Raw genomic sequence first — 22172 nt, forward strand, 5'->3', positions numbered from 1 at the left:
ATGAACACGACGAAGACGACAGACGCGGCGGACCGCGGCGGCGACGTCCGCCTGACCGGCATCAGCAAGACCTACGGCTCCTTCACCGCCGTGCACCCGCTCGACCTGACCGTGCCCCAGGGCTCCTTCTTCGCCCTGCTCGGCGCCTCCGGCTGCGGCAAGACCACCACCCTGCGCATGATCGCCGGCCTGGAGGAGCCCAGCAGCGGCACCGTCCACCTCGGCGACCAGGACGTGACCGCGCTCCCGCCCTACAAACGGCCCGTGAACACGGTCTTCCAGTCCTACGCCCTCTTCCCGCACCTGGACATCTTCGAGAACGTCGCCTTCGGCCTGCGCCGGCGCGGCATCAAGAGCGTCAAGAAGCAGGTCGGGGAGATGCTCGACCTCGTCCAGCTCGGCGAGCAGGCCCGCAAGAAGCCGCACCAGCTCTCCGGCGGCCAGCAGCAGCGCGTCGCCGTCGCCCGCGCACTGATCAACCACCCCCGGGTGCTGCTCCTGGACGAACCGCTCGGCGCCCTCGACCTCAAGCTGCGCCGCCAGATGCAGCTGGAGCTCAAGCGCATCCAGACCGAGGTCGGCATCACCTTCGTGCACGTCACCCACGACCAGGAGGAGGCCATGACCATGGCCGACCAGGTCGCGGTGATGAACGCCGGACGCGTCGAGCAACTGGGCGCCCCCGCCGACCTGTACGAGAACCCGCGCACCACCTTCGTCGCCAACTTCCTCGGCACCTCCAACCTCATCGAGGCCGAGGTCGTCTCCGCCGACGGCGACGACGTCGTGGTGAAGGCGGCCGGCGGCAAGCTGGTCCTGCCCGGCGCCCGCTGTTCCGCGCCGGCCCGGGCGGGCGGCAAGGTCCTGGTCGGCGTGCGCCCCGAGAAGATCAGCATCACCCACGCCGACGAGGCCGGCTCCGTCCCCGAGGGCCGCAACCGCATCACCGGCAAGATCAGCAACACCAGTTTCATCGGCGTCTCCACCCAGTACGTGGTCGACTGCGCGGCCTGCCCCGAGTTCGAGGTCTACGCCCAGAACATCGACCGCGACGCCCGCCTCGCCCCCGGCGCCGAGGTCGTCCTGCACTGGAACCCGGCGCACACCTTCGGCCTCGACGCCGACCAGGACATCGACGCCGGAGTCACCGAGGGCGAGGCCGCCTGATGTCCACCCTCACCGAGGCGCCACCACCGCTCACCCCGGTCGCACCGACGGGGAGACCCCCGCGCAGGAGGGGCCGCTGGACGCCGTACTGGCTGCTGCTGCCCGGCATCCTGTGGCTGCTCGTCTTCTTCGCCGCGCCGATGGTCTACCAGGCCTCCACCTCCGTGCAGACCGGCTCCCTGGAGGAGGGCTACCAGGTCACCTGGCACTTCGCCACCTACTGGGACGCCCTGTCCGAGTACTGGCCGCAGTTCCTGCGCTCGGTCGCCTACGCCGCCTCCGCGACCGTGCTGTGCCTGCTGCTCGGCTACCCGCTCGCCTACCTGATCGCCTTCCGGGCGGGCCGCTGGCGCAACCTGATCATGATCCTGGTGGTCGCGCCGTTCTTCACCAGCTTCCTGATCCGCACCCTGGCCTGGAAGACGATCCTCGCCGACGGCAGCCCGGTCGTCGACGTCCTGAACACGCTGCACGTCCTGGACGTCACCGGCTGGCTCGACTGGACCTCCGGCGACCGGGTGCTGGCCACACCGCTCGCGGTGGTGTGCGGCCTGACGTACAACTTCCTGCCGTTCATGATCCTGCCGCTGTACACGTCGCTGGAGCGCATCGACGGCCGGCTGCACGAGGCGGCGGGCGACCTGTACGCCAAGCCGTCCACCGTCTTCCGCGAGGTCACCTTCCCGCTGTCGATGCCCGGCGTCGTCTCCGGCACCCTGCTCACCTTCATCCCGGCCACCGGCGACTACGTCAACGCCTCCCTGCTGGGCTCCGCCGACACCGGAATGATCGGCAACGTGATCCAGGCGCAGTTCCTGCGGGTGCTGGACTACCCGACGGCGGCGGCGCTCTCCTTCCTCCTCATGGCGGTGATCCTCGCCATGGTCGTCGTCTACATCCGCAGGTCCGGCACGGAGGATCTGGTCTGAATGCCTTTCGTCAACTGGCTCAAGCGCAATCTGGTCGTCATCGCCGGACTGCTGACGCTCGCCTATCTCCTGCTGCCCAACGTCATCGTCACGGTGTTCTCGTTCAACAAACCGAACGGGCGCTTCAACTACGAGTGGCAGCGGTTCTCCACGGACGCCTGGAAGGACCCCTGCGGCGTCTCCGGGCTGTGCGGCTCCCTCTCGCTCAGCCTCCAGATCGCCCTGTGGGCGACGCTGGGCGCCACCGTTCTCGGCACGGCGATCGCCTTCGCGCTCGTCCGCTACCGCTTCCGGGCGCGCGGCGCGGTCAACTCGCTGATCTTCCTGCCGATGGCGATGCCCGAGGTGGTGATGGCCGCCTCGCTGCTCACCCTGTTCCTCAACATGGGCACCCCGCTGGGCTTCTGGACGATCCTGATCGCCCACGTCATGTTCTGCCTCAGCTTCGTCGTGACGGCGGTGAAGGCGCGCGTGATGTCGATGGACCCGCGGCTGGAACAGGCGGCGCAGGACCTGTACGCCGGGCCCTTCCAGACCTTCGTCCGCGTCACCCTGCCCATCGCCGCCCCCGGCATCGCCGCCGGCGCGCTGCTCGCCTTCGCGCTCTCCTTCGACGACTTCATCATCACCAACTTCAACGCCGGCTCCACCGTCACGTTCCCGATGTTCGTCTGGGGATCGGCGCAGCGCGGAACGCCCGTGCAGATCAACGTGATCGGTACGGCCATGTTCGTGATCGCCGTGCTGTTCGTCCTGTTCTCCACGGTCGTCGGCAACCGCCGCGGCCGTCGCCACCGCCACCACGCGTGACCGCGCCGACACGCCTGCCTTCCCTAGGGAGTTGAGATCATGGCCCCGAGCGCCATGAGCCGCAGCAACGACTGGACGACATCCCTCTCCGACGCCCGGCCCGTCCCGTACTGGCTGGACGACCCCGCCCGCCCCCGCCCCGAGCCCGCCCTCACCGGCGCCGAGACCTGCGACCTGCTGGTCGTCGGCGGCGGCTACAGCGGACTGTGGACGGCGCTGATCGCCAAGGAGCGCGACCCCGGCCGGGACGTGGTGCTGCTGGAGGGCCGCGAGACGGGCTGGGCCGCCTCCGGCCGCAACGGCGGCTTCTGCGCCGCCTCCCTCACCCACGGCCTGTCCAACGGCCTCACCCGCTGGCCGGACGAGATCCACCGGCTGGAGGAGCTGGGCGCCCGCAACCTCGACGCCATCGAGGCGGCCGTCGCCCGCTACTCCCTCGACTGCGACTTCACGCGCACCGGCGAGATCGACATCGCCACCGAGCCCTACCAGGTCGCGGAACTCGAGGAGTGGTACGGACGGATCCGCGCCGAGGGCCTCGCCGACGACGTCGAGTACCTGGACACCGAGGCCGTGCGGGCACAGGTCGACTCGCCGACCTTCCGGGCCGGCCTGTACGACCGCCGGGGCGTGGCCCTGGTCAACCCGGCCAGGCTCGCCTGGGGGCTCAAGCGGGCCTGCCTCGGCCTCGGCGTCCGCGTCTACGAGCACACCCCGGCGCTCACCCTGCGGCCCCACGGCGCCGGCATGGCCGTACGCACCCCGTACGGCGGGGTCCGCGCCCGCACGGTCGCGCTGGGCACCAACGTCTTCCCGAACCTGGTCAGACGGGCCCGCTCCTACACCGTCCCGGTCTACGACTACGCCCTGATGACCGAGCCGCTCACCGGCGGCCGGCTCGCCTCGATCGGCTGGCGGAACCGGCAGGGCCTGGCGGACAGCGCCAACCAGTTCCACTACTTCCGGCTCACCGCCGACGACCGGATCCTGTGGGGCGGCTACGACGCGGTCTACCCCTACGGCGGCCGGGTGCGCGCCGAGTACGACCACCGCCCGGAGACGTACGCCAAGCTCGCCGGGCACTTCTTCACCTGCTTCCCGCAGCTGGAGGGCGTCCGCTTCACCCACGCCTGGGGCGGCGCGATCGACACCTGCTCCCGCTTCTCGGCGTTCTTCGGCACCGCGCACCGGGGCCGGGTGGCCTACACGGCCGGGTACACGGGGCTCGGGGTCGGCGCCACCCGGTTCGGGGCCGAGGTGATGCTCGACCTGCTGGCGGGGGAGCGCACCGAGCGCACCGCCCTGGAGATGGTCCGCAGGAAGCCGCTGCCGTTCCCGCCCGAGCCCTTCGCCTGGGCCGGCATCGCGCTCACCAAGTGGTCGCTGGCCCGCGCGGACGCGCACGGCGGCCGGCGCAACCTGTGGCTGCGGACCATGGACAGGCTGGGGCTGGGCTTCGACAGCTGACCCCGACGGCTCCTGTGGTGTGACCCGGTTCACTCCAACGAGGCGGGGCGACCCGCGTAATGCCTCACAAAGACCTCCCTCTCCCTCGTGACGCACCCCGCGTCGACGAGTGAAAGGGAGGTCTCACATGCCTGGTGCGAAGACGGCGGTCGGGTGGCTGGCATCCGTCGCACCGGATCCCGAGTCGTGCCGGCGGGAGTGGCGGCGCAACCCCCGGGCGGTCGTGCTGCTGCCCGCCGGCAAGGCGTGGGACGTGCTCATCCTGCCGAGCAGGCTCGGCTGTCCGACCCTCGACGTGCTCTTTCGCGTCCTGGACCAGCCCGGCCCGGTCCTCGCCGGCTTCGGGGACGCGCACACGGGCTTCCTCGTCCCGCCCGGCACCGCGGCCCGCTGGCTGGGCACAGGGGTCCGCACGGCCGGTCCGGGCACCTGGATCGTCGTACCCCACCCGGAGCGCACGGCGGCCGGCGGGATCCGCTGGCTGGTCCCGCCCGACGGGTCCGGCACCCTCACCGATCCGGCCCTCCTCGAACTGGCGATGCACGAGGCGGCGGCGGATCTCGCCGCGGGGGAGGACGGGCGGTGAACCGCGCGGAAGGCTGACCGCCGCACGGGCCCGGGAGGGCTCCGGCCCTGGAACGGCCTCGGCCCGGACCGGCTTCGGACCCGGGCCGGCCCCGCCCCGGCCCCGCGCCCCGGCGGAGCGGTCAGCCGGGGCCGGTACGGGAACCGGGAGTTCCGGAGGGGCGCTGCCGGTGCGTGCGCCGGCCGAGCACCGGCGACACCCCCACCAGCAGCACCGCCCCCAGGCACCAGCCGGCCACCACGTCCAGCGGCCAGTGGTAACCGCGGCGCACCAGCCCGTAGGAGGCGCCGAGGACGAGCACGGCGCACAGCGCCACCAGCAGGCGGCGGACGGCCGGCGAACGCAGCACCCCGAGGAGCAGCAGCGTCGCCGCGCCGTACGCCACGAGGGCCGTGGTGGTGTGCCCGGAGGGGTAGTAACCGACGGCCGGCGGCACCGCCGGGGTGCCGGGGCGGTCGGTCCACTCCTTCAGCGGGACCACCAGCACCGGCACCAGTACCATCGCCGCCGCGCCGGCGAGCGGCGGCAGCCACCAGCGGCCCGCCCCGCCGGCCCGCCCCCGCCAGGCGGCGTACGCCAGGGCCAGGACGAGGACGGGTACCGCCACCTGCACGTTGCCGAGGTCGGAGAGCAGCTCGGAGAACCGGTCGGGGTGGACGAGCGCCCGGCTCGCCCGCTCGTCCAGCCCCACCAGCGGCCCGTCGGCGACCACCTGCCAGGTGATCAGGGCGAAGAGCGGCACGAGGACGGCGAGCAGACCGAGCGGGACACGGAGCGTGCGGGACGAGGAGACCGGCATGCCCACCAGCCTGTCAGGTCCCCGCGTCCCCGTGCCGCGCCCGCTCCGCGCACGGGGACGGGGCCGGCGCGCGGGCCGGCGTACGGGCGGCCGCAGGAGGGAATGCCGAAGGGCCGGCACAAGGGGGGGAGTGTGCCGGCCCTTCGGTGAACCACCGTCCCGGGTGCCGAGGCGGCCGTCCTGACCGGAACGCCGCGCGCCCCGGGGGGTGTGGGGCGGGCGACCGTCCGATCGGTGAGGAGACCCGGAACCCTCGGGTTCCGGTTGTGTGCGCGAGGCACGACCAGGTCGAAGCTGGGGATGCCCCGGCCCGGCTTCCGCCCGCAGTCCCTGCGGGCGGGGTGTATCTCTCATCTGCGTAGAACCTACGACAGGGCGGAGGCCGGGGACAGGGGAATCGGCTCCCTGCCATCCACCCCGCACACGTTCTTCACACCGTCTGCGGTTCACCGCGCCGGGCGGGCGGACCGCAGCCCGGACGTGCGAGGCGCGGCCCGGACACGCGTTCGGCGACTCGGGCGCGCGGTCGTACCCGCAGGGTGCGGATGCCCGCGCGCCCGTGCCCGGTCAGATGCGGGCGAAGCCCTGCTCGATGATGTCGAGGCCCTCGTTGAGCAGGTCCTCGCCGATGACCAGCGGCGGCAGGAAGCGCAGCACGTTGCCGTAGGTGCCGCAGGTCAGGACCAGCAGACCCTCGGCGTGGCAGGCCTTGGCGAGCGAGGCGGCCGCCTCCGGGTTCGGCTCCTTGGTGGCGCGGTCCTTGACCAGCTCCACGGCGATCATCGCGCCGCGGCCCCGGACGTCGCCGATGATGTCGAACTTCTCGGCCATGGCGGTCAGGCGGCCCTTCATGACCTCCTCGATCCGCTTCGCCTTCGCGTTGAGGTCGAGCTCCTTCATCGTCTCGATCGCGCCGAGCGCACCCGCGCAGGCGACCGGGTTGCCGCCGTAGGTGCCGCCGAGGCCGCCGGCGTGGGCGGAGTCCATGATCTCGGCGCGGCCGGTGACGGCGGCCAGCGGCAGACCGCCCGCGATGCCCTTGGCGGTGGTGATCAGGTCGGGGACGATGCCCTCGTCCTCGCAGGCGAACCACTGGCCGGTACGGCAGAAGCCGGACTGGATCTCGTCGGCGACGAAGACGATGCCGTTGTCGTTGGCGAACTTCACGATCGCGGGCAGGAAGCCCTTGGCCGGCTCGATGAAGCCGCCCTCGCCGAGGACCGGCTCGATGATGATCGCGGCCACGTTCTCCGCGCCGACCTGCTTGGTGATCTGGTCGATGGCCTGGGCGGCGGCCTCCGGGCCGGCGTTCTCCGGGCCGGTCGGCCAGCGGTAGCCGTAGGCGACCGGCACGCGGTACACCTCGGGCGCGAACGGACCGAAGCCGTGCTTGTACGGCATGTTCTTCGCCGTCAGCGCCATCGTCAGGTTGGTGCGGCCGTGGTAGCCGTGGTCGAAGACGACGACCGCCTGGCGCTTGGTGTACGCACGGGCGATCTTCACGGCGTTCTCGACGGCCTCGGCACCGCTGTTGAACAGCGCCGACTTCTTCGCGTGGTCGCCCGGCGTCAGCTCGGCCAGCGCCTCGGCGACGGCGACGTAACCCTCGTAGGGCGTCACCATGAAGCAGGTGTGGGTGAAGTCGGCGAGCTGCGCGGACGCCTTGCGCACGACGGCCTCGGCGGAGGCGCCGACGGAGGTCACGGCGATGCCGGAACCGAAGTCGATCAGGCTGTTGCCGTCCACGTCCTCGATGACGCCGCCGCCGGCGCGCGTGACGAAGACGGGCAGCGTGGAGCCCACGCCCTGCGCGACCGCGGCGGTCCGGCGGGCCTGCAGCTCCTGCGACTTCGGGCCGGGGATGGCGGTGACGACGCGGCGCTCCTGCGGAAGTGCGGTCATGGGGGCTCCTGTGGATCTTTTCGGACGCTTGCCTTCTTTTCTCGCAGGCTAGGACCGCGAGCGGAGGGCGGGCATGCTCCATGTGGGCGTTGTCCGCGACGCCCGTTGTCCGCGGTGGACAGATGGCCGGGGCGGCGTCTTCGGGACACGTGGGCGCGGGCCCGGCCGCGTAAGCGGTGAACTCCCCTTGGCAGGGCGTTAGATTGGCTCGCTGATGGTGGACGGAGCGGCTGGTCAGGGGGCAAGGGCGATGGACAGCGACGGTGAGCGGGACGCGCGGGGTACGCACGCGAATCCTGTGCCGCGCCCGGCGGGGCCTCCCGAGGTGCCCGCGGTACCGCCGCGGCCGGCCCGGACACCCGGAACGCCGGGTGTGCCGGGTGTGCCGGGGGTGCCGGGGGCATCGGGTGTGCCAGGGGTGCCGGGTGTGCCGGGTATGCCTCCACCGCCGGACGGCTCGGCGTTCCTGGCCTGGCTGCGCACCCCCCGCCCCGAGGCGCAGCCCGGCGTATGGCGCTTCGGGCACCGGCCGCGGCCCGCGGAGGAACCCGAGCGGACCCCGGGCCGGCAGCTGCTGAGCGGGGCGCTCATCGCCTTCCTCGTCGGCTGGCTGATCTGGTCCCTGCTGTGGAACGGCTACCTCGGCGGCTGGTGGCTGCTCCCCCTCTACGCGATGATCCCGGACTCCTGGGCCGAGCCCCACAGCTTCGGCGCGGTCGTGGCCGTCTACGCCTACTACGCCCTGGTCGCCGGGATCATCATGGTCGGCGTCGGCCGGCTGGGCCGCTGGAACGAGATCTGGCGCCGCTACGGACCCCCCGCCTGGCGCCGCCCCGCCCCGGGCGACGGCCCCCCGCCCGCCCCCGAGGAGGACCCCGCCGCCTGGCCCGCCCTGCGCGCCGCCGGAGCCGTCGACGCCGCCGAACGGCTCGCCGCCGACGCGCGGCACGGGCTGATGCGCGACGTCGACCACGCCCGCATCGCCCGCGCCTGGCAGGGCGTCGCCCGCGGCCGGCACAGCCTCGCCACCTTCACGAGCGCGGTGCTCACCCACGGCGCCGCCGCCTGCCCGCACCCCTCCGGCGCCCGCGACCTGCCCGCCCGGCAGGCCCGGCACGACCTGGTCACCGGACAGGTACGGCTCGGCACCACCGCCGACGACACCCGCAACCCCTACGCCTACCGCGGCACCGGCCTCGCCCTCGGCCCCGACCTGCTCGGCACCTCCCTGCTCGCCGTCGGACCGGCCGGCTCCGGCAAGACCGGCTCCGTCGTACGGCCGCTCGCCGAGTCCCTGTGCCTGCACGCCCTGGCCGGCCGCGCCGCCGTCGTCGTGGTCGGCGCGGCCGGCGCCGGGCTCGGCCCGGCCGACGCCTACGACGTCGTCGTCCGCATCGGCAACCCGGACTCCGTGTACGACCTCGACCTCTACGGCGGCACCACCGACCCCGACGAGGCCGCCGCCGTCCTCGCCGAAGCCCTGGTCGGCGACCTCGCCGACCCCCACCCGGGCAGCGACACCCGCCGCTCCACCACCGTCCTCGCCCAGCTGCTCGGCCCGTTCCGCGCCGTGCACGGCCGCTTCCCCGGCGTACCGGAACTGCGCCGGCTGCTCGACGGCACGCCCGAACCGCTGGCCGAGCTGCGCCGGGGCCTGCAGAAGGCCGGGCAGGCCTCGCTCCTGCGTGAGCTGGACGCCCGCGAACGCCAGATGGGCCACCCCGGCGACGTCGGCGCCGTCCTCGCCGACCGGGTGGCGCTTCTCGACCGGCCGGCCTTCGCCCCCTTCTTCGACACCTCGGGGCAGACCCGGCCGTTCTCCCTCAAGGCCCTCGACCACCCGGTACGCGTCCGCATCGACCTGCCCGCACGCGGCCACGCCGACGCCTCGCGCATCCTCGCCCGCCTGGTGCTCGCCCAGTTCACGGCGAGCGTGACGGTACGGGAGGACCGGTCGCTGTTCGCCTGCCTCGTGCTGGACGACGCGAGCGGCGTCGTCACCCCGGAGGCCGTCCGGGGCGTCCAGCGGCTGCGCTCCGCGGGCGCCGGGGTCGTTCTGACCCTGCGCACCCTGGACGACGTACCGCGTCCGCTGCGCGGGCCGCTGCTCGGTTCCATCGGGTGCCGGATGGCGCTGTCCGGGCTCACGCCCTGGGACGGGCAGGACTTCGCCGAGGTGTGGGGCAAGGAGTGGACCGAGGCCCGCGACGTCACCGACCGGCAGATCATCGCCGAGACCCCCGCGGGCAAGGCCGTCCACATGCTGCGCCGGGTGATCACCGGCAAGGCGCCCACCGCGCGGGCGGTCACCGTACGGCAGGTCGAGCGCGAGCGCTGGTCCGCCTCCGAGCTGGCGCACGCGGTACCGGCGGGGCACGCGGTGCTGTCGCTGACCACCGTGAACGGCGAGCACGCGCCACCGCTGCTGGTGAACCTGCGGGAGTGAGGCCCGGGCGGACGTGGGCCCCGGGGTGAGGCCCGGGCCGGGGCGGCCGCGGGGACGGTACGGCGAGTGCCCGCGGGGACGGTACGGCGAGTGCCCGCGAGCGATCGTACGGTGAGGCACAATCGACACAGGCCGTTCATACACGGCGGCCAAAAGATCACCGAGACTCCGCACCGCCCCCGCACACCCGACGCCGACCTGAAGGCCCCATGCCCCCGACGCTCGCCTCGCTCGTCCACCACTCCGCGCTCAGACTGACCGTGCGTGCGGGCGAGGACCGCCTCGACGTACCCGTCCGCTGGGCCCACTCCAGCGAGCTCGCCGACCCCGTGCCCTACATGGAGGGCGGCGAGCTCCTGCTGATCACCGCGCTCAAGCTGGACGCGGAGGACCCCGAGGCGATGCGCCGCTACGTCAAGCGGCTGGCCGCCGCCGGAGTGGTCGGCCTCGGCTTCGCCGTCGGCGTCCACTACGACGACATCCCCGAGGCCCTCGTCGAGGCCGCGCGGGCGGAGGGCCTGCCCCTGCTGGAGGTGCCGCGCCGCACACCCTTCCTCGCCATCAGCAAGGCCGTCTCCGCCGCCATCGCCGCCGACCAGTACCGGGCGGTCACCGCGGGCTTCGCGGCCCAGCGGGAACTGACCAAGAAGGCGCTGACCGACGGCCCGGAGGGGCTGCTGGCCGTGCTGGCCGCACAGGTCGACGGCTGGGCCGCGCTGTACGACACCGCCGGCGCCGTCGTCGCCGCGGCGCCCGAGTGGGCGGGCCGCAGGGCGGCGCGGCTCACCGCCGACGTCCAGCGGCTGCGCGAGCGGCCCGCGCCCGCCTCCTCCGTGGTCGGGGGCGGCGCGGACGACGCCGGCCACCCCGAGAACGCGGACCGCGTCGAACTGCACTCCCTCGGCACCTCCCGCAAGGCCCGCGCGGCGCTCGCCGTCGGCACCGCCGCCACCCTCGGCACCGCCGAGCGGTACGCCGTCCACTCGGCCATCGCCCTGCTGACCCTCACCACGGAACGCTCCCGCTCCCTGCACGCCGCCGAGCAGCGCATCGGCACGGCCGTCCTGCGCATGCTGCTCGCCGGCGAACCGGACCACGCCCGCACGGTCGCCGGCGACCTGTACGGCGGCCTGCTCGACGCCCCCTTCCGGATCGTCGTCGCCGAGCCGGCCTCCGCCTCGGCCGCCCGGGCGCACACCGCCCCGCCCGCGCACGTGCCCGACACCAGGCCCCCGGCCACGGCGCGGGCCGCCGCCGACACCCACGGCGGCCCGCTCGGCGCCCTCGCCGAGGCCGTCGAGTCGGCGGCGGCCCGCGCCGGCGAGGCCGTCCTGGTGGTGCCCGAGGGGGAGCGGCTGGTCGTCCTGGCCACCGACGGAGGCGCGGCCGTCGCCGCCTGCACCGCGTACGCCTCGGCCCTGGAGTCGGCCCGCCCGGCGCGGCAGCCGGCCGCGGGCGGCGACGAGGAGGGACTGGTCGCCGGCCTGTCCGCACCGTCCGGCCCCATCGCCGCGTCCGCCGCCTACAAGCAGGCCGAACAGGCCCTGTCGGTGGCCCGGCGGCGCGGACGCGTCTGCGTCGAGCACGAACACCTCGCGACCGGCTCCGTGCTCCCGCTGCTAGCCGACGACGCCGTACGGGCCTTCGCCGACGGCCTGTTGCGGGCCCTGCGCGACCACGACGCCACCGGCCGCGGCGACCTGGTCGCCTCCCTGCGCGCCTGGCTCTCCCGCCACGGCCAGTGGGACGCCGCCGCCGCCGACCTCGGCGTCCACCGCCACACCCTGCGCTACCGGATGCGCCGCGTGGAGGAGATCCTCGGCCGCTCCCTGGACGACCCGGACGTACGGATGGAGCTGTGGCTGGCACTGAAGGCGACGGCGGCCGAATAGGCGGTCCGGGGTCCGGGCAGTTCGGGCGGTCCGGGCGGTCCGGGCCGTCCGGCACCACCGGTCCGACCGGGGAGCACCCCTCCCACCTCGCCAATCCGTCGAACCCCCGCTCCCCACCACTACAGCTCGGACAAACGTCCCCCGTCGCCCCCCGCCCTACCGTGGACTCCGCACAGCCGTCCACCCACCCCAACGCGGAAGGGCCGGAGCCCCATGACTTCCACCACCGCCACCCCCTTCTGGCTCGCCGGCCGCCAGGCCACCGGCGAGGCCGCCTTCGACGTCACGTCCCCCTGGGACAGCCGCACCGTCGCCGCCGTGAGCGTGCCGACCGACGCCCAGGTCGAGGAGGCCGTCGCCGCCGCGTACGCCGTACGGGACGAGTTCGCCGCCACCCCCGCCCACGTCCGCGCCGCCGCCCTGGACCACGTCAGCCGCCGCCTCGCCGAGCGCACCGAGGAGATCGCGCGGCTCATCTCCGCCGAGAACGGCAAGCCGATCAAGTGGGCCCGCGGCGAGATCGGCCGCGCCGTGTCCGTCTTCCGCTTCGCGGCCGAGGAGGCCCGCCGCTTCAACGGCGGCGACGCCCAGCGCCTGGACACCGACGCCGGCGGCCAGGGCCGTCTCGCCCTCACCCGCCGCTTCCCCAAGGGCGTCGTCCTCGGCATCGCGCCGTTCAACTTCCCGCTGAACCTGTGCGCCCACAAGGTCGCCCCCGCGATCGCCGCCGGCGCCCCGATCATCCTCAAGCCGGCCCCCGCCACCCCCCTGTCCGGCCTGATCCTCGGCGACCTGCTCGCCGAGACCGAGCTGCCCGCCGGCTCCTGGAGCATCCTCCCGGTCACCAACGACCGCATGCCCGCCCTCGTCCAGGACGAGCGCCTGCCGGTCATCTCCTTCACCGGCTCCGAGACGGTCGGCTACGCGATCATGGACTCGGTGCCGCGCAAGCACTGCACCCTGGAGCTGGGCGGCAACGGCGCGGCCGTCGTCCTCGCCGACTGGGCGAGCGACGAGGACCTGGACTGGGCCGCGACCCGCATCGCGACCTTCTCCAACTACCAGGGCGGCCAGTCCTGCATCTCGGTGCAGCGCGTGATCGCCGACGCCGCCGTCTACGACCGCCTGCTGCCGCGCATCGTCGCCGCCGTCGAGGCCCAGGTCACCGGCGACCCGAACGACGACGCCACCGACGTCGGCCCGCTGGTCAGCGAGGCCGCCGCCGAGCGCGTGGAGTCCTGGGTCGACGAGGCCGTCGCCGCGGGCGCGAAGCTCCTCACCGGCGGCAAGCGCGACGGCGCCACCTACGCGCCGACCGTCCTCACCGACCTGCCGGCCGGCACCACCCTCGCCTGCGAGGAGGTCTTCGGCCCCGTCCTCAGCGTGCAGAAGGTGAACGGCGAGGACGAGGCGTTCGCCGCCGTCAACGACTCCAAGTACGGCCTCCAGGCGGGCGTGTTCACCCACGACCTGCAGACCGCCTTCCGCGCCCACCGCGCCCTCGAGGTCGGCGGCGTCGTCATCGGCGACGTCCCCTCCTACCGCGCCGACCAGATGCCGTACGGCGGCGCCAAGCAGTCCGGCGTGGGCCGCGAGGGCGTCAAGTACGCGATGGACGACTACACCTACGAGCGCGTCCTGGTCCTGACGGGCCTCGCTCTCTGACCCACCCCGAAGGATCCGACGGCCCGAGCCCACTGTGCGGGGGCTCGGGCCGTCGGCGTGCGCGAAGCAGGGGCCGAACGTTCGGGCACGTCAGCCGCAAGCAGCTGCTCGACGCGGTGAGGCCCTGACGGCAGCAGCGGGCGAGGGCTCGTCACGCAGCCGGTTCGGACTTCGCTCGAGATGCTTCAGCCCACAGGGGGAGGAGCCGTTCGTGCTCGGCGGTCCGCGTGCGGCTGGTAGGTGGATGGCGTCCCGCCGAGTGGTGCGGTCGATCGAACTGGCGGAATCCCCAGGTCGCGGCCCGAACCGCCCTTGCTGGAGGCTCTGTTGGGGCTTGCCGGGCCGGGGGCCGGCGGTGGTCGCACGGCGGCTGGCTGCGGCACGTACCGGACGGCTCCGGGGCGGAAGCGAGGGACCGTGTTCGGCTGCACCACGACCGGGGACGCGGCCGAGCGGCCTGTTCCGGTGGGTTGGGGGTGTGGGTGCCTTCTTGAAAAACGTGAGCAGTTGGCGGCCAAGTGTCATCTTGGCGCTCGGATGAGCGCCCCGATGACAGTCGGAGGAGAAATGCTCACGTTTTTTGGTGAGGTGCATGGCGTCCCGCCGAGTGGTGCAGTCGATCAGACTGACGGAATCTCCAGGTCGCGGCCCGTATCGCCCTTGCTGAGGGCCCTGTTGGGGCTTGCCGGGCCGGGGGCCGGTGGTGGTCGCACGGCGGCTGGCAGCGGCACGTGCCAGACGGCTCCAGGGCGGAAGCGAGGGACCGTGTTCGGCTGCACCACGACCGGGGGGATCACCAACGTCACGTTCACGCAGGGCGACGCGCAGGTGCACCCCTTCGGGCCGGGCACGTTCGACGCGGCGATCAGCCGCTACGGGGTGATGTTCTTCGCCGACCCCGAAGCGGCCTTCCGCAACATCGGCCGCGCGCTGCGGCCCGGCGGGCGCCTGGCCTTCGTCTGCCCCGCCGACCCGTCCCTCAACGACTGGGTGACGGCCCTGGCGGCACTGCGCGGTGTCCTGCCGCTCGGCGATTTCGGCGCGCCGGGGCGGCCGGGCATGTTCTCCCTGGCGTCCCCGGACCGGATCCGCTCCGTCCTCACCGCGGCGGGCTTCTCCGGCGTGGCCGCCGACCGGGCCGACGCATACGGGACGTGGGGGAGCGGAGCCGAGGACGCGGCGGAGTTCCTGCTGGACACGGGGCCGGGCCGGCACGCGCTGGAGCAGGTCGACGAGGCCGCCCGCGTCCGCGCCCGCCGCGCGCTGACGGACCACCTGCGCGCCCACGAGGCGCCCGACGGCACCGTCCGCCTGCGCAGCACGTCCTGGCTGGTCACGGCGGACCGGACGGGCTGACGCGAGAACCGGGCCCGCCCCGGCGGGCCGAGGCCCGGCGCCGGTGCGACCGGGGCCGGGCCTCTTCCTCCCGTCGCCTTCTCCGGACCCTCAGCCGGAGAAGGCGACGTGCGCGAGCCGCAGGGGGCCGCGCAGCCTGACGGTCAGGTCGTGCACGCCCTCGGCCTCCAGGGCGGCGCCGAGCTCCACGTAGTCGTACGGGCCCGGTGTCGGGGCGTCCGGGGAGAGCACCGCCACCGACGGGCCCCCGTCGAGGGCGAGTTCCACGGTGCCGGAGCCCGCGACCGTGACGGTCACCCCCGTGACGCCGGTGCCGAAGTCGCAGGCACGGTAGAGGAGTTCACCGGTGCCGCGGTCTGCGGACGGGGTCACCGCGTCGCCCGCGGTCTTGGTGCGGTCCACGATCTCCGTGCCGCTCTGCTCGTCGAAATCGGCTGCCTCCAGGCCGCGTTCGTGCACCGGGCGCGGCGCGGCGGGCTCCCCGTCGAGGACGACGGTCCCCGACAGGCGCACGTCCTCGCTGGAGGCGCCGGCCAACAGGGCGTACGGGCCCGGCTCCAGCCGCCACCGGCCGTGCGCCACGTCCCAGAACGCGAAGGCGGACAGCGGCACCTCGAAGGAGACCTCGGCCCGCTCGCCCGGGGCGAGGGTGAGCCGCCGGTGGGCCAGCAGCTCCCGGCGTGGACGCGGGACCGAGGGCGTCTCGGCGCGGGCGTAGAGCTGGGCCACCTCGTCGGCGGTGACGTCACCGGTGTTGGTGACGGTGAAGGACACCCGCACCGAACCGTCCGTGACCCGGGCGTCCAGGTCCGCGTAGGCGAAGGACGCGTAGGACAGGCCGTGTCCGAAGGGGAACAGCGGGGTCCCCTCGAAGTACAGGTAGGTCTGGCGGCCGCCGATCACGTCGTAGTCGAGCAGATCGGGCAGGTCGGCGTCGTCGGCGTACCAGGTCTGCGGGAGGCGTCCGGCGGGGGAGACGTCACCGGCGAGGACGCGGGCCAGCGCGGTGCCGGCCGCCTGGCCGCCGTGCGCGGTCCACAGCACCGCCGGCAGGTTCCCGGCGTCGACCGCGTACGGGTAGGCGGAGACCAGCGTCAGCACCGTGCGCGGGTTGGCGGCGCGGGCCGCGCGCAGCAGGCGTTCCTGGTGGGCCGGCAGGCGCAGGGTCGTACGGTCCTCGGTCTCCCGGCCGTTGATGTGCGGGTCGTTGCCCGCCACGACCACGACCACGTCGGCCCCGGCCGCCGCCCGCGTCACCGCCTCCTCGCCGCGCTCCGTCACGACCAGTTCGAAGACCTCGCCGTCCGTGTCGCCGGCGCCCTCCGCGGCAACCTTCACGCCGTCGGCGGCGACACAGACGGGGCGACCCGTTCCCAGGTGCCGCAGGAGGTGACCGTCGCCGTGGGGTTCGAGCCGGAAGGTCTCCTGCACGACCCAGCCACCGGGCTGGTCGGCCGAGGCGCGGACGAAGCCGTCCTCGGCGACGGACAGGTACCGGCCGTCGGGCGCGCGCAGGGTGAGCACGCCCCCGCCCCAGTCGACCAGCGCGAGTTCGCTGCCGGTGGCGTCGGCGGTCAGCGGCGGCAGGTCGGTGCGGCCGGCGATCAGGGCCGGGTCGAGGGCGCCCTCGGCACCGCGCGCCTCCTCGGACGCGCCGTCCGCGGCGGGAACCCGCAGGAACGTGCCCGCGGCGGTCTTCAGCCGCACCCGGTCCACACCCTCCGCGAAGTCGACGCGCTCGGCGCCGAACCGTTCGCGCAGACCCTCCAGCGGGGTGGAGCGGTGCAGCAGGGTGCCGCTGTACCAGTCGAGCTTGCACTCGTCGGCGAGCAGGCCGACGACGGCGATCCGGGCGCCGGCGGCCAGCGGCAGCGTGCCGGCGTCGTTCTTGAGCAGGACGATCGCCTGCTCGGCGGCCTGAAGGGCCAGCGCGCGGTGCTCCGGGGTGTCGAAGGCGCCCGGCTCGTCGTACCCGTCGAACTCGCCGAGGCGGAAACGGACCGACAGCTGGCGGCGCACGGCCGCGTCCAGGTCGGCCTCGGTCAGCAGGCCCCGCTCCAGGGCGCCGCGGATCCGCGCGGTGATCTTCGAGGAGTCGGTGCCGTGGTCGGTGAAGCTGTCCACGCCGGCGCGCAGCGCGGCGGCGGTCGCCTCCTCGTGGGTGTCGAAGTAGTGCTCGGAGTCGACCAGGTTGGAGGGGGCGCCGGCGTCGGAGCAGACCAGCAGCTCCTCCCCGGTCCAGGTGCGCAGGTGCTCGGCGAGGTACGGGGAGACGTGGTTGGGGCGGCCGTTGACCAGGTTGTACGCCGGCATCACGCCGGCCACCGCGCCGGCCTCCACGGTCTCGCGGAAGGCGCGCAGGTCGTACTCGTGCAGGACGCGCGGGCGGACGGACGACGACGCGGTGTCCCGGTCGGTCTCGTTGTTGTGCGCGAGCCAGTGCTTGAGGACGGGCGCGGTGCGCCAGTACACGGGGTGGTCGCCGCGCAGGCCGCGGGTGTAGGCGGTGGCGATGGCCGAGGTGAGCTTCGGGTCCTCGGAGTAGCCCTCCTCGTTGCGGCCCCACAGGGGGTGGCGCAGCAGGTTGACGGTGGGGGACCACACGTTGAGGCCGACGCGTTCGTCGCGGGCGCGCATGGCCCGGGTCTCCCGGGACACCGCCTCGCCGACGCGGCGCACGAGGTCCTCGTTCCAGGTCGCGCCGAGTCCCACGGCCTGCGGGAACACGGTCGCCGGGCCCATCCAGGCCACCCCGTGCAGTGCCTCCTGGCCGGTGCGGAACGCGGCGATGCCGAGCCGTTCGACGGCCGGCGCGAACTGGTGGAGAAAGGCGACTTTCTCGTCGAGCGTCAGCCGCGACAGCAGGTCGTCGACGCGCTTTCCGAACGGCAGGTGCGGGTCGCGGAAAGGCGGCGCGGGCGGCGTGGATGCGGTCACGTGAGGTTCCCCTTGCGATGGAGCGGCGAGCGCTTTCGAAGCGCTTCGATGCTCATTCGGCTCCGGGGCGGGTGTCAAGCCATATCAACGGACCGGCCCCGACCTTTCGCCGTAATCCAAGTGTTGTATGAGCGTGACTCGTTACTCGAGGACCCGGGAACCGCTCGGAGGAATCTTGGAAGCGAGTCTTGTGTGCCCCCACACGTTCACTTAACCTCGCAGCAACATCGAAGCGCTTCGACTCCGGGGGCGGTGAACCGCGGGCGCACCCAGGTGCATCCGGACCGCGTTTTCCTCCGACGACCGCTTCAGCTCAGCCAGTTCCAGTGAAGACACCGCAGCCGACGGCCTCCGCCGGGTGTCCTGGTGCGCCATGAAGGGTTGACGCAATGACGCCGAACGCCGCCTCCGGTCCCAGCCGGAGAAAGTTCCTCTCCTCCACCGCGGCCGTCACCGCAGCGGTGGCGGGCGGGATACCGCTGCTCTCCGCCTGCGGTGGCGGGTCCGACGGGGGTTCGCGGGACGGCACCACGTCGGGCAAGGACGCCAAGAAGCTGCTGCCGGCGTACGTCGCCAGCAACGTGGTCACCCCCGACATCCCCAGCAGGAACGGTTCCGCGGTCGGCTTCACCGGCAAGCTCGACATCGCGGGCCTGAAGACCTCGGTGCCCAAGAAGCTCGGCAAGGGCGGCAAGGTCACCGTCATGTCCCCGTTCTGGGGCTCCCCGCCGAAGGGGGACAACGCCTACTACAAGGCGATGAACGACCTCATCGGCGTCGACGTGGTCTGGCAGAACCAGGACGGCAACACCTACGACCAGAAGCTCGGCGCGGTCCTCGCCTCCAGCGAGGTGCCCGACGTGGTGGTCGTCCCGGGCTGGAACATGACCGGCAAGATCCCCAGCGCCATCATCGGCAAGTTCGCCGACCTCGGCCCCTACCTGTCCGGGGACGCGGTCAAGGAGTACCCCAACCTCGCGGCGATCCCCACCGACGCCTGGCAGCGGTCCATCTTCGGCGGCAAGCTGCGCGGCCTGCCGATGCCGTCCTCGTACGTGACCGGCATCGTGCCGCTGTACCGGCGGGACATCTTCGAGAAGGAGGGTTACGAAGTCCCCCGCTCCTGCGACGAGTTCATGGCGTTCGCCAAGGAGGCCACCAGCGCGAAGGCCAAGCGCTGGGCCTGCCTGGACATGAAGTGGACCGCCTTCAACGCCTTCGGCGTGTTCAACGGCAACGAGAAGTCGCTGGGCTGGAACCAGGTCGACGGCAAGCTGGTCCACCGCGCCGAGACCGAGGAGTACCTCGAGGCGCTGGAGTGGACGCGCAAGCTGTTCGCCGCCGGGGTCGTGCACCCCGACGCCAACCTGGGCAAGAGCAGCGCGACCGACCCCGGCCCCAAGTTCGCCGCCGGCGAGTTCCTCGTCTACAACCAGGACATGTCGCAGTGGTGGAGCCGCACCGCCGAACAGGCCACCCAGAACCCGGAGTTCAGGATCTGGGGCATGGACATCTTCGGGCACGACGGCGGTGACCCGACCCTGTGGGCGCAGAACCCGGCCGGCATCTTCGCCTTCGTCAACAAGAAGGCGTCCGAGTCCGTGATCCGCGACGTGCTGGCCGTCGCCAACGTCACCGCCGCGCCGTACGGGACCAAGGAGTACATGGCCACCAACTACGGCGTGGAGGGCACCCACTACACCGTCAAGGACGGCGTGCCCACCAAGACCGACCAGGGCAACATCGACGTGATGAACGCCTACGTGATGATCGCGAGCCCCGCTCCGACCATCGCCCACCCCGACTTCCCCGAGGTCGCCAAGGGACAGGTGGAGTGGCAGCAGCGGATGGGCGCCTTCACCAAGAAATCCACCTTCTACGGCATGCAGATCGTCGAGCCGGCCCGCTGGACCAACCTCTCCAACGACTTCGAGCAGCTGGAGGACGACATCGTCCGCGGCCGCAAGAAGATCAGCGACATGCAGCAGGCCGTCTCCGACTGGAAGAGCAAGGGCGGCGACCAGCTGCGCGACTGGTACAAGAAGCTGCTCGACGAGAGCGGCCCGGCGGCGGGCTGACCGGTACCGAGGCAAGGAGAACGGCCGTGTCCCACAGCACGGTGCCCCGGTCCCGCACCGAGGCCGACACGACGAAGAAGACCCCGGCGGCGTCCGGTGACGCCGCCGGCCCCCGCAAGGGCAGGGCGCCCACCGGGAAACTGAGCCTGCGGCTGAGGTTCCGGCGTGACCGCGTACTGCTGCTGATGACACTGCCGGCCGTGCTGCTGGTACTGCTCTTCAACTACGTACCGATCCTCGGCAACGTCGTCGCCTTCCAGGAGTACGACCCCTACATCAGCGACAACGGGATCGTCTCCATCATGAACAGCCCCTGGGTGGGGCTGGAGAACTTCGAGCGGATCTTCGAGGACTCCGCGTTCTGGAACTCGGTGCGGAACACCCTGGTCCTCTTCGTGCTCCAGCTCGTCCTGTACTTCCCCGTCCCCATCCTGCTGGCGCTGCTCATCAACAGCGTGGTCCGCCCCCGGGTGCGGGCGATCGCGCAGGCCGTCCTCTACCTGCCGCACTTCTTCTCCTGGGTGCTGGTCATCGCCGTCTTCCAGCAGCTGCTCGGCGGGGCCGGGCTCCTCTCCCAGCTGCTGCGCGACCACGGCTACGACGGCCTCAGCCTCATGACCGACCCGGACACCTTCAAGTTCCTGGTCACCGCGCAGAGCGTGTGGAAGGACGCCGGCTGGGGGATCATCGTCTTCCTCGCCGCGCTCGCCTCGGTCAGCCCCGACCTGTACGAGGCCGCCGCGATGGACGGCGCGAACCGCTGGCGCCGCATGTGGCACGTCACGCTGCCCGCGCTGCGCCCGGTGATCGCCCTGCTGCTGGTGCTGCGCGTCGGCGACGCCCTCACCGTCGGCTTCGAACAGATCCTGCTGCAACGCGACGCCGTCGGACCGGGGGCCGCGGAGGTCCTGGACACCTTCGTGTGGTGGAACGGCGTCCGCAACCAGGACTTCGGCTACGCGGCGGCCGCCGGACTGGTCAAGGGCGTCATCAGCCTCGGCCTGGTCCTCATAGCGAACAAGGTGGCCCACCTCATGGGCGAGCAGGGGGTGTACAAGAAATGACCGCCGTCCGAGAAGCGACCGCTGTCCGGGAAACGAACGCCGTCGGCAAGCCCGTGCGCAGGCCGAGCCCGTGGGCGGCCCCGCCCCGGCCGGTGTGGGAGGAGAAGCCCAGCCGGGCCGGACTCGCCGGAAAGGGCCTGGTCCTGTTCCTGGCCTGCCTGGCCATCCTGTTCCCGCTGTGGATCGTCGTCGTCACCAGCGTCTCCTCGCGCAGGACCATCGACGAGGCCGGCGGACTGGTGATGATCCCGAAGGACATCACCTTCGTCGCCTACCAGGAACTCCTCAGCGGCGGCCAGGTCACCCGCGCCGCACTCGTCAGCGTCGGCATCACCCTGGTCGGCACCCTGTTCTCCATGGCGGTGTCGGTGCTGTGCGCCTACGGACTGTCCCGCAGCGGCTCGCTGGGCCACCGCTGGATCCTCATGGTGCTGCTGGCCACCATGTTCTTCAGCGCGGGCCTCATCCCCACCTACCTGCTGGTGCAGTCCCTCGGCCTGATGGACAGCTACCTCGCGCTGATCCTGCCCAGCGCGGTCAGCGTCTTCAACATCCTGGTGCTGCGCGGCTTCTTCATGGGCATCTCGCAGGAACTGGTCGACAGCGCCCGCATCGACGGCGCCGGGGACCTGCGCATCCTGTGGCAGATCGTCCTGCCGCTGTCCCGCGCGGTCGTCGCGGTGATCACCCTGTTCTACGCCGTCGGCTACTGGAGCGCCTGGTTCAACGCCTCCCTGTACCTCAACGACCAGGACATGCTGCCCCTGCAGAACGTCATGATCCAGCTCGTGCAGAAGCAGGAGGCGCCGGTCGGCCTCGGCCAGGCGATCAAGACCGGTGAACTCTCCGGCCTGGCCGTGCAGATGGCCGTCATGGTCATGGCCCTGCTGCCCGTCGCCGTCCTGTCGCCCTTCGTCCAGCGCCACTTCAAGAAGGGCATGCTCACCGGCGCGGTGAAGGGCTGACGCCCCGCCCTCACCCCGGCTTCACCCCGCCCTCGCCCCGGCCCGTCGTGGCCGGCCGCCCCCGACCGGCGGCCGGCCACGGCAGGCCGTACGCCCGTACGCCCGTACT

Annotated in this window: 14 protein-coding genes and 1 pseudogene; 12 read left to right on the top strand and 3 right to left on the bottom strand. The window is 72.8% G+C overall.

What is annotated here, in order from left to right:
• The 5 genes from ACFYOJ_RS23295 (at nt 1) to ACFYOJ_RS23315 (ending at nt 4959) form a co-directional block, all read left to right on the top strand.
• A complete protein-coding gene (locus tag ACFYOJ_RS23295) occupies nt 1–1167 on the top strand; it encodes an ABC transporter ATP-binding protein (RefSeq protein WP_356553803.1) in 1167 nt (388 codons plus the stop codon).
• Nucleotides 1167–2096, top strand: a complete 930-nt coding sequence (locus tag ACFYOJ_RS23300) for an ABC transporter permease (protein WP_356553670.1) — start codon at nt 1167–1169, stop codon at nt 2094–2096. The genes ACFYOJ_RS23295 and ACFYOJ_RS23300 overlap by 1 nt, the downstream gene beginning before the upstream one ends.
• Nucleotides 2097–2906, top strand: coding sequence for an ABC transporter permease (locus ACFYOJ_RS23305; RefSeq protein WP_356553668.1), 810 nt, complete (start codon nt 2097–2099; stop codon nt 2904–2906). It begins immediately after the preceding gene.
• A gap of 39 nt (nt 2907–2945) precedes the next feature.
• Nucleotides 2946–4373 carry an FAD-dependent oxidoreductase gene (locus ACFYOJ_RS23310; RefSeq protein ID WP_356553666.1) on the top strand — a complete coding sequence of 476 codons (1428 nt, stop codon included), beginning with the start codon at nt 2946–2948 and terminating at the stop codon, nt 4371–4373.
• A 127-nt stretch (nt 4374–4500) separates the two neighbouring features.
• Complete coding sequence (locus tag ACFYOJ_RS23315) at nt 4501–4959, top strand: hypothetical protein (RefSeq protein ID WP_356553664.1); 459 nt, start codon at nt 4501–4503, stop codon at nt 4957–4959.
• Between the two features lie 121 nt (nt 4960–5080).
• Here ACFYOJ_RS23315 and ACFYOJ_RS23320 read toward each other — a convergent pair whose 3' ends face one another.
• Together ACFYOJ_RS23320 and gabT are read right to left on the bottom strand one after the other, a co-directional pair.
• Nucleotides 5081–5758, bottom strand: a complete 678-nt coding sequence (locus tag ACFYOJ_RS23320) for a phosphatase PAP2 family protein (protein ID WP_356553663.1) — start codon at nt 5756–5758, stop codon at nt 5081–5083.
• 567 nt (nt 5759–6325) lie between these two features.
• Nucleotides 6326–7660, bottom strand: coding sequence for a 4-aminobutyrate--2-oxoglutarate transaminase (gene gabT, locus ACFYOJ_RS23325; protein WP_356553661.1), 1335 nt, complete (start codon nt 7658–7660; stop codon nt 6326–6328).
• A gap of 250 nt (nt 7661–7910) precedes the next feature.
• Between gabT and ACFYOJ_RS23330 the strand changes: the two genes are divergently transcribed.
• The 4 genes and pseudogenes from ACFYOJ_RS23330 to ACFYOJ_RS23345 form a co-directional block, all read left to right on the top strand.
• Nucleotides 7911–10106 carry an ATP-binding protein gene (locus ACFYOJ_RS23330; protein ID WP_356553659.1) on the top strand — a complete coding sequence of 732 codons (2196 nt, stop codon included), beginning with the start codon at nt 7911–7913 and terminating at the stop codon, nt 10104–10106.
• A 209-nt stretch (nt 10107–10315) separates the two neighbouring features.
• On the top strand, nt 10316–11998 hold the full coding sequence (locus ACFYOJ_RS23335; protein ID WP_356553657.1) for a PucR family transcriptional regulator: 1683 nt from the start codon (nt 10316–10318) through the stop codon (nt 11996–11998).
• 213 nt (nt 11999–12211) lie between these two features.
• Complete coding sequence (locus ACFYOJ_RS23340; protein WP_356553655.1) at nt 12212–13663, top strand: aldehyde dehydrogenase family protein; 1452 nt, start codon at nt 12212–12214, stop codon at nt 13661–13663.
• 789 nt (nt 13664–14452) lie between these two features.
• Nucleotides 14453–15019 (top strand): annotated as a pseudogene (locus ACFYOJ_RS23345) (class I SAM-dependent methyltransferase); the annotation flags it as partial.
• Nucleotides 15020–15109: 90 nt separating this feature from the next.
• Here ACFYOJ_RS23345 and ACFYOJ_RS23350 read toward each other — a convergent pair.
• Nucleotides 15110–17956, bottom strand: coding sequence for a glycoside hydrolase family 3 C-terminal domain-containing protein (locus ACFYOJ_RS23350; protein ID WP_356553654.1), 2847 nt, complete (start codon nt 17954–17956; stop codon nt 15110–15112).
• Nucleotides 17957–18345: 389 nt separating this feature from the next.
• On the opposite strand from ACFYOJ_RS23350, the gene ACFYOJ_RS23355 reads away from it, so the two are divergent.
• Genes ACFYOJ_RS23355 through ACFYOJ_RS23365 form a run of 3 tightly spaced genes read left to right on the top strand, consistent with a single transcriptional unit; the run spans nt 18346 to nt 22063 of the window.
• Nucleotides 18346–20034: an extracellular solute-binding protein gene (locus tag ACFYOJ_RS23355; RefSeq protein WP_356553652.1), complete on the top strand. Its 1689-nt coding sequence runs from the start codon at nt 18346–18348 to the stop codon at nt 20032–20034.
• A gap of 26 nt (nt 20035–20060) precedes the next feature.
• A complete protein-coding gene (locus ACFYOJ_RS23360) occupies nt 20061–21098 on the top strand; it encodes an ABC transporter permease subunit (RefSeq protein ID WP_356553650.1) in 1038 nt (345 codons plus the stop codon).
• Entirely contained in the window at nt 21095–22063 is a 969-nt protein-coding gene (locus tag ACFYOJ_RS23365; RefSeq protein WP_356553648.1) for a carbohydrate ABC transporter permease, read from the top strand. The genes ACFYOJ_RS23360 and ACFYOJ_RS23365 overlap by 4 nt, the downstream gene beginning before the upstream one ends.
• The last annotated feature ends 109 nt before the right edge of the window (nt 22064–22172 follow it).

Origin of the sequence: Streptomyces sp. NPDC006384 (assembly GCF_042870695.1) — a bacterium.
GTDB lineage: Bacteria > Actinomycetota > Actinomycetes > Streptomycetales > Streptomycetaceae > Streptomyces.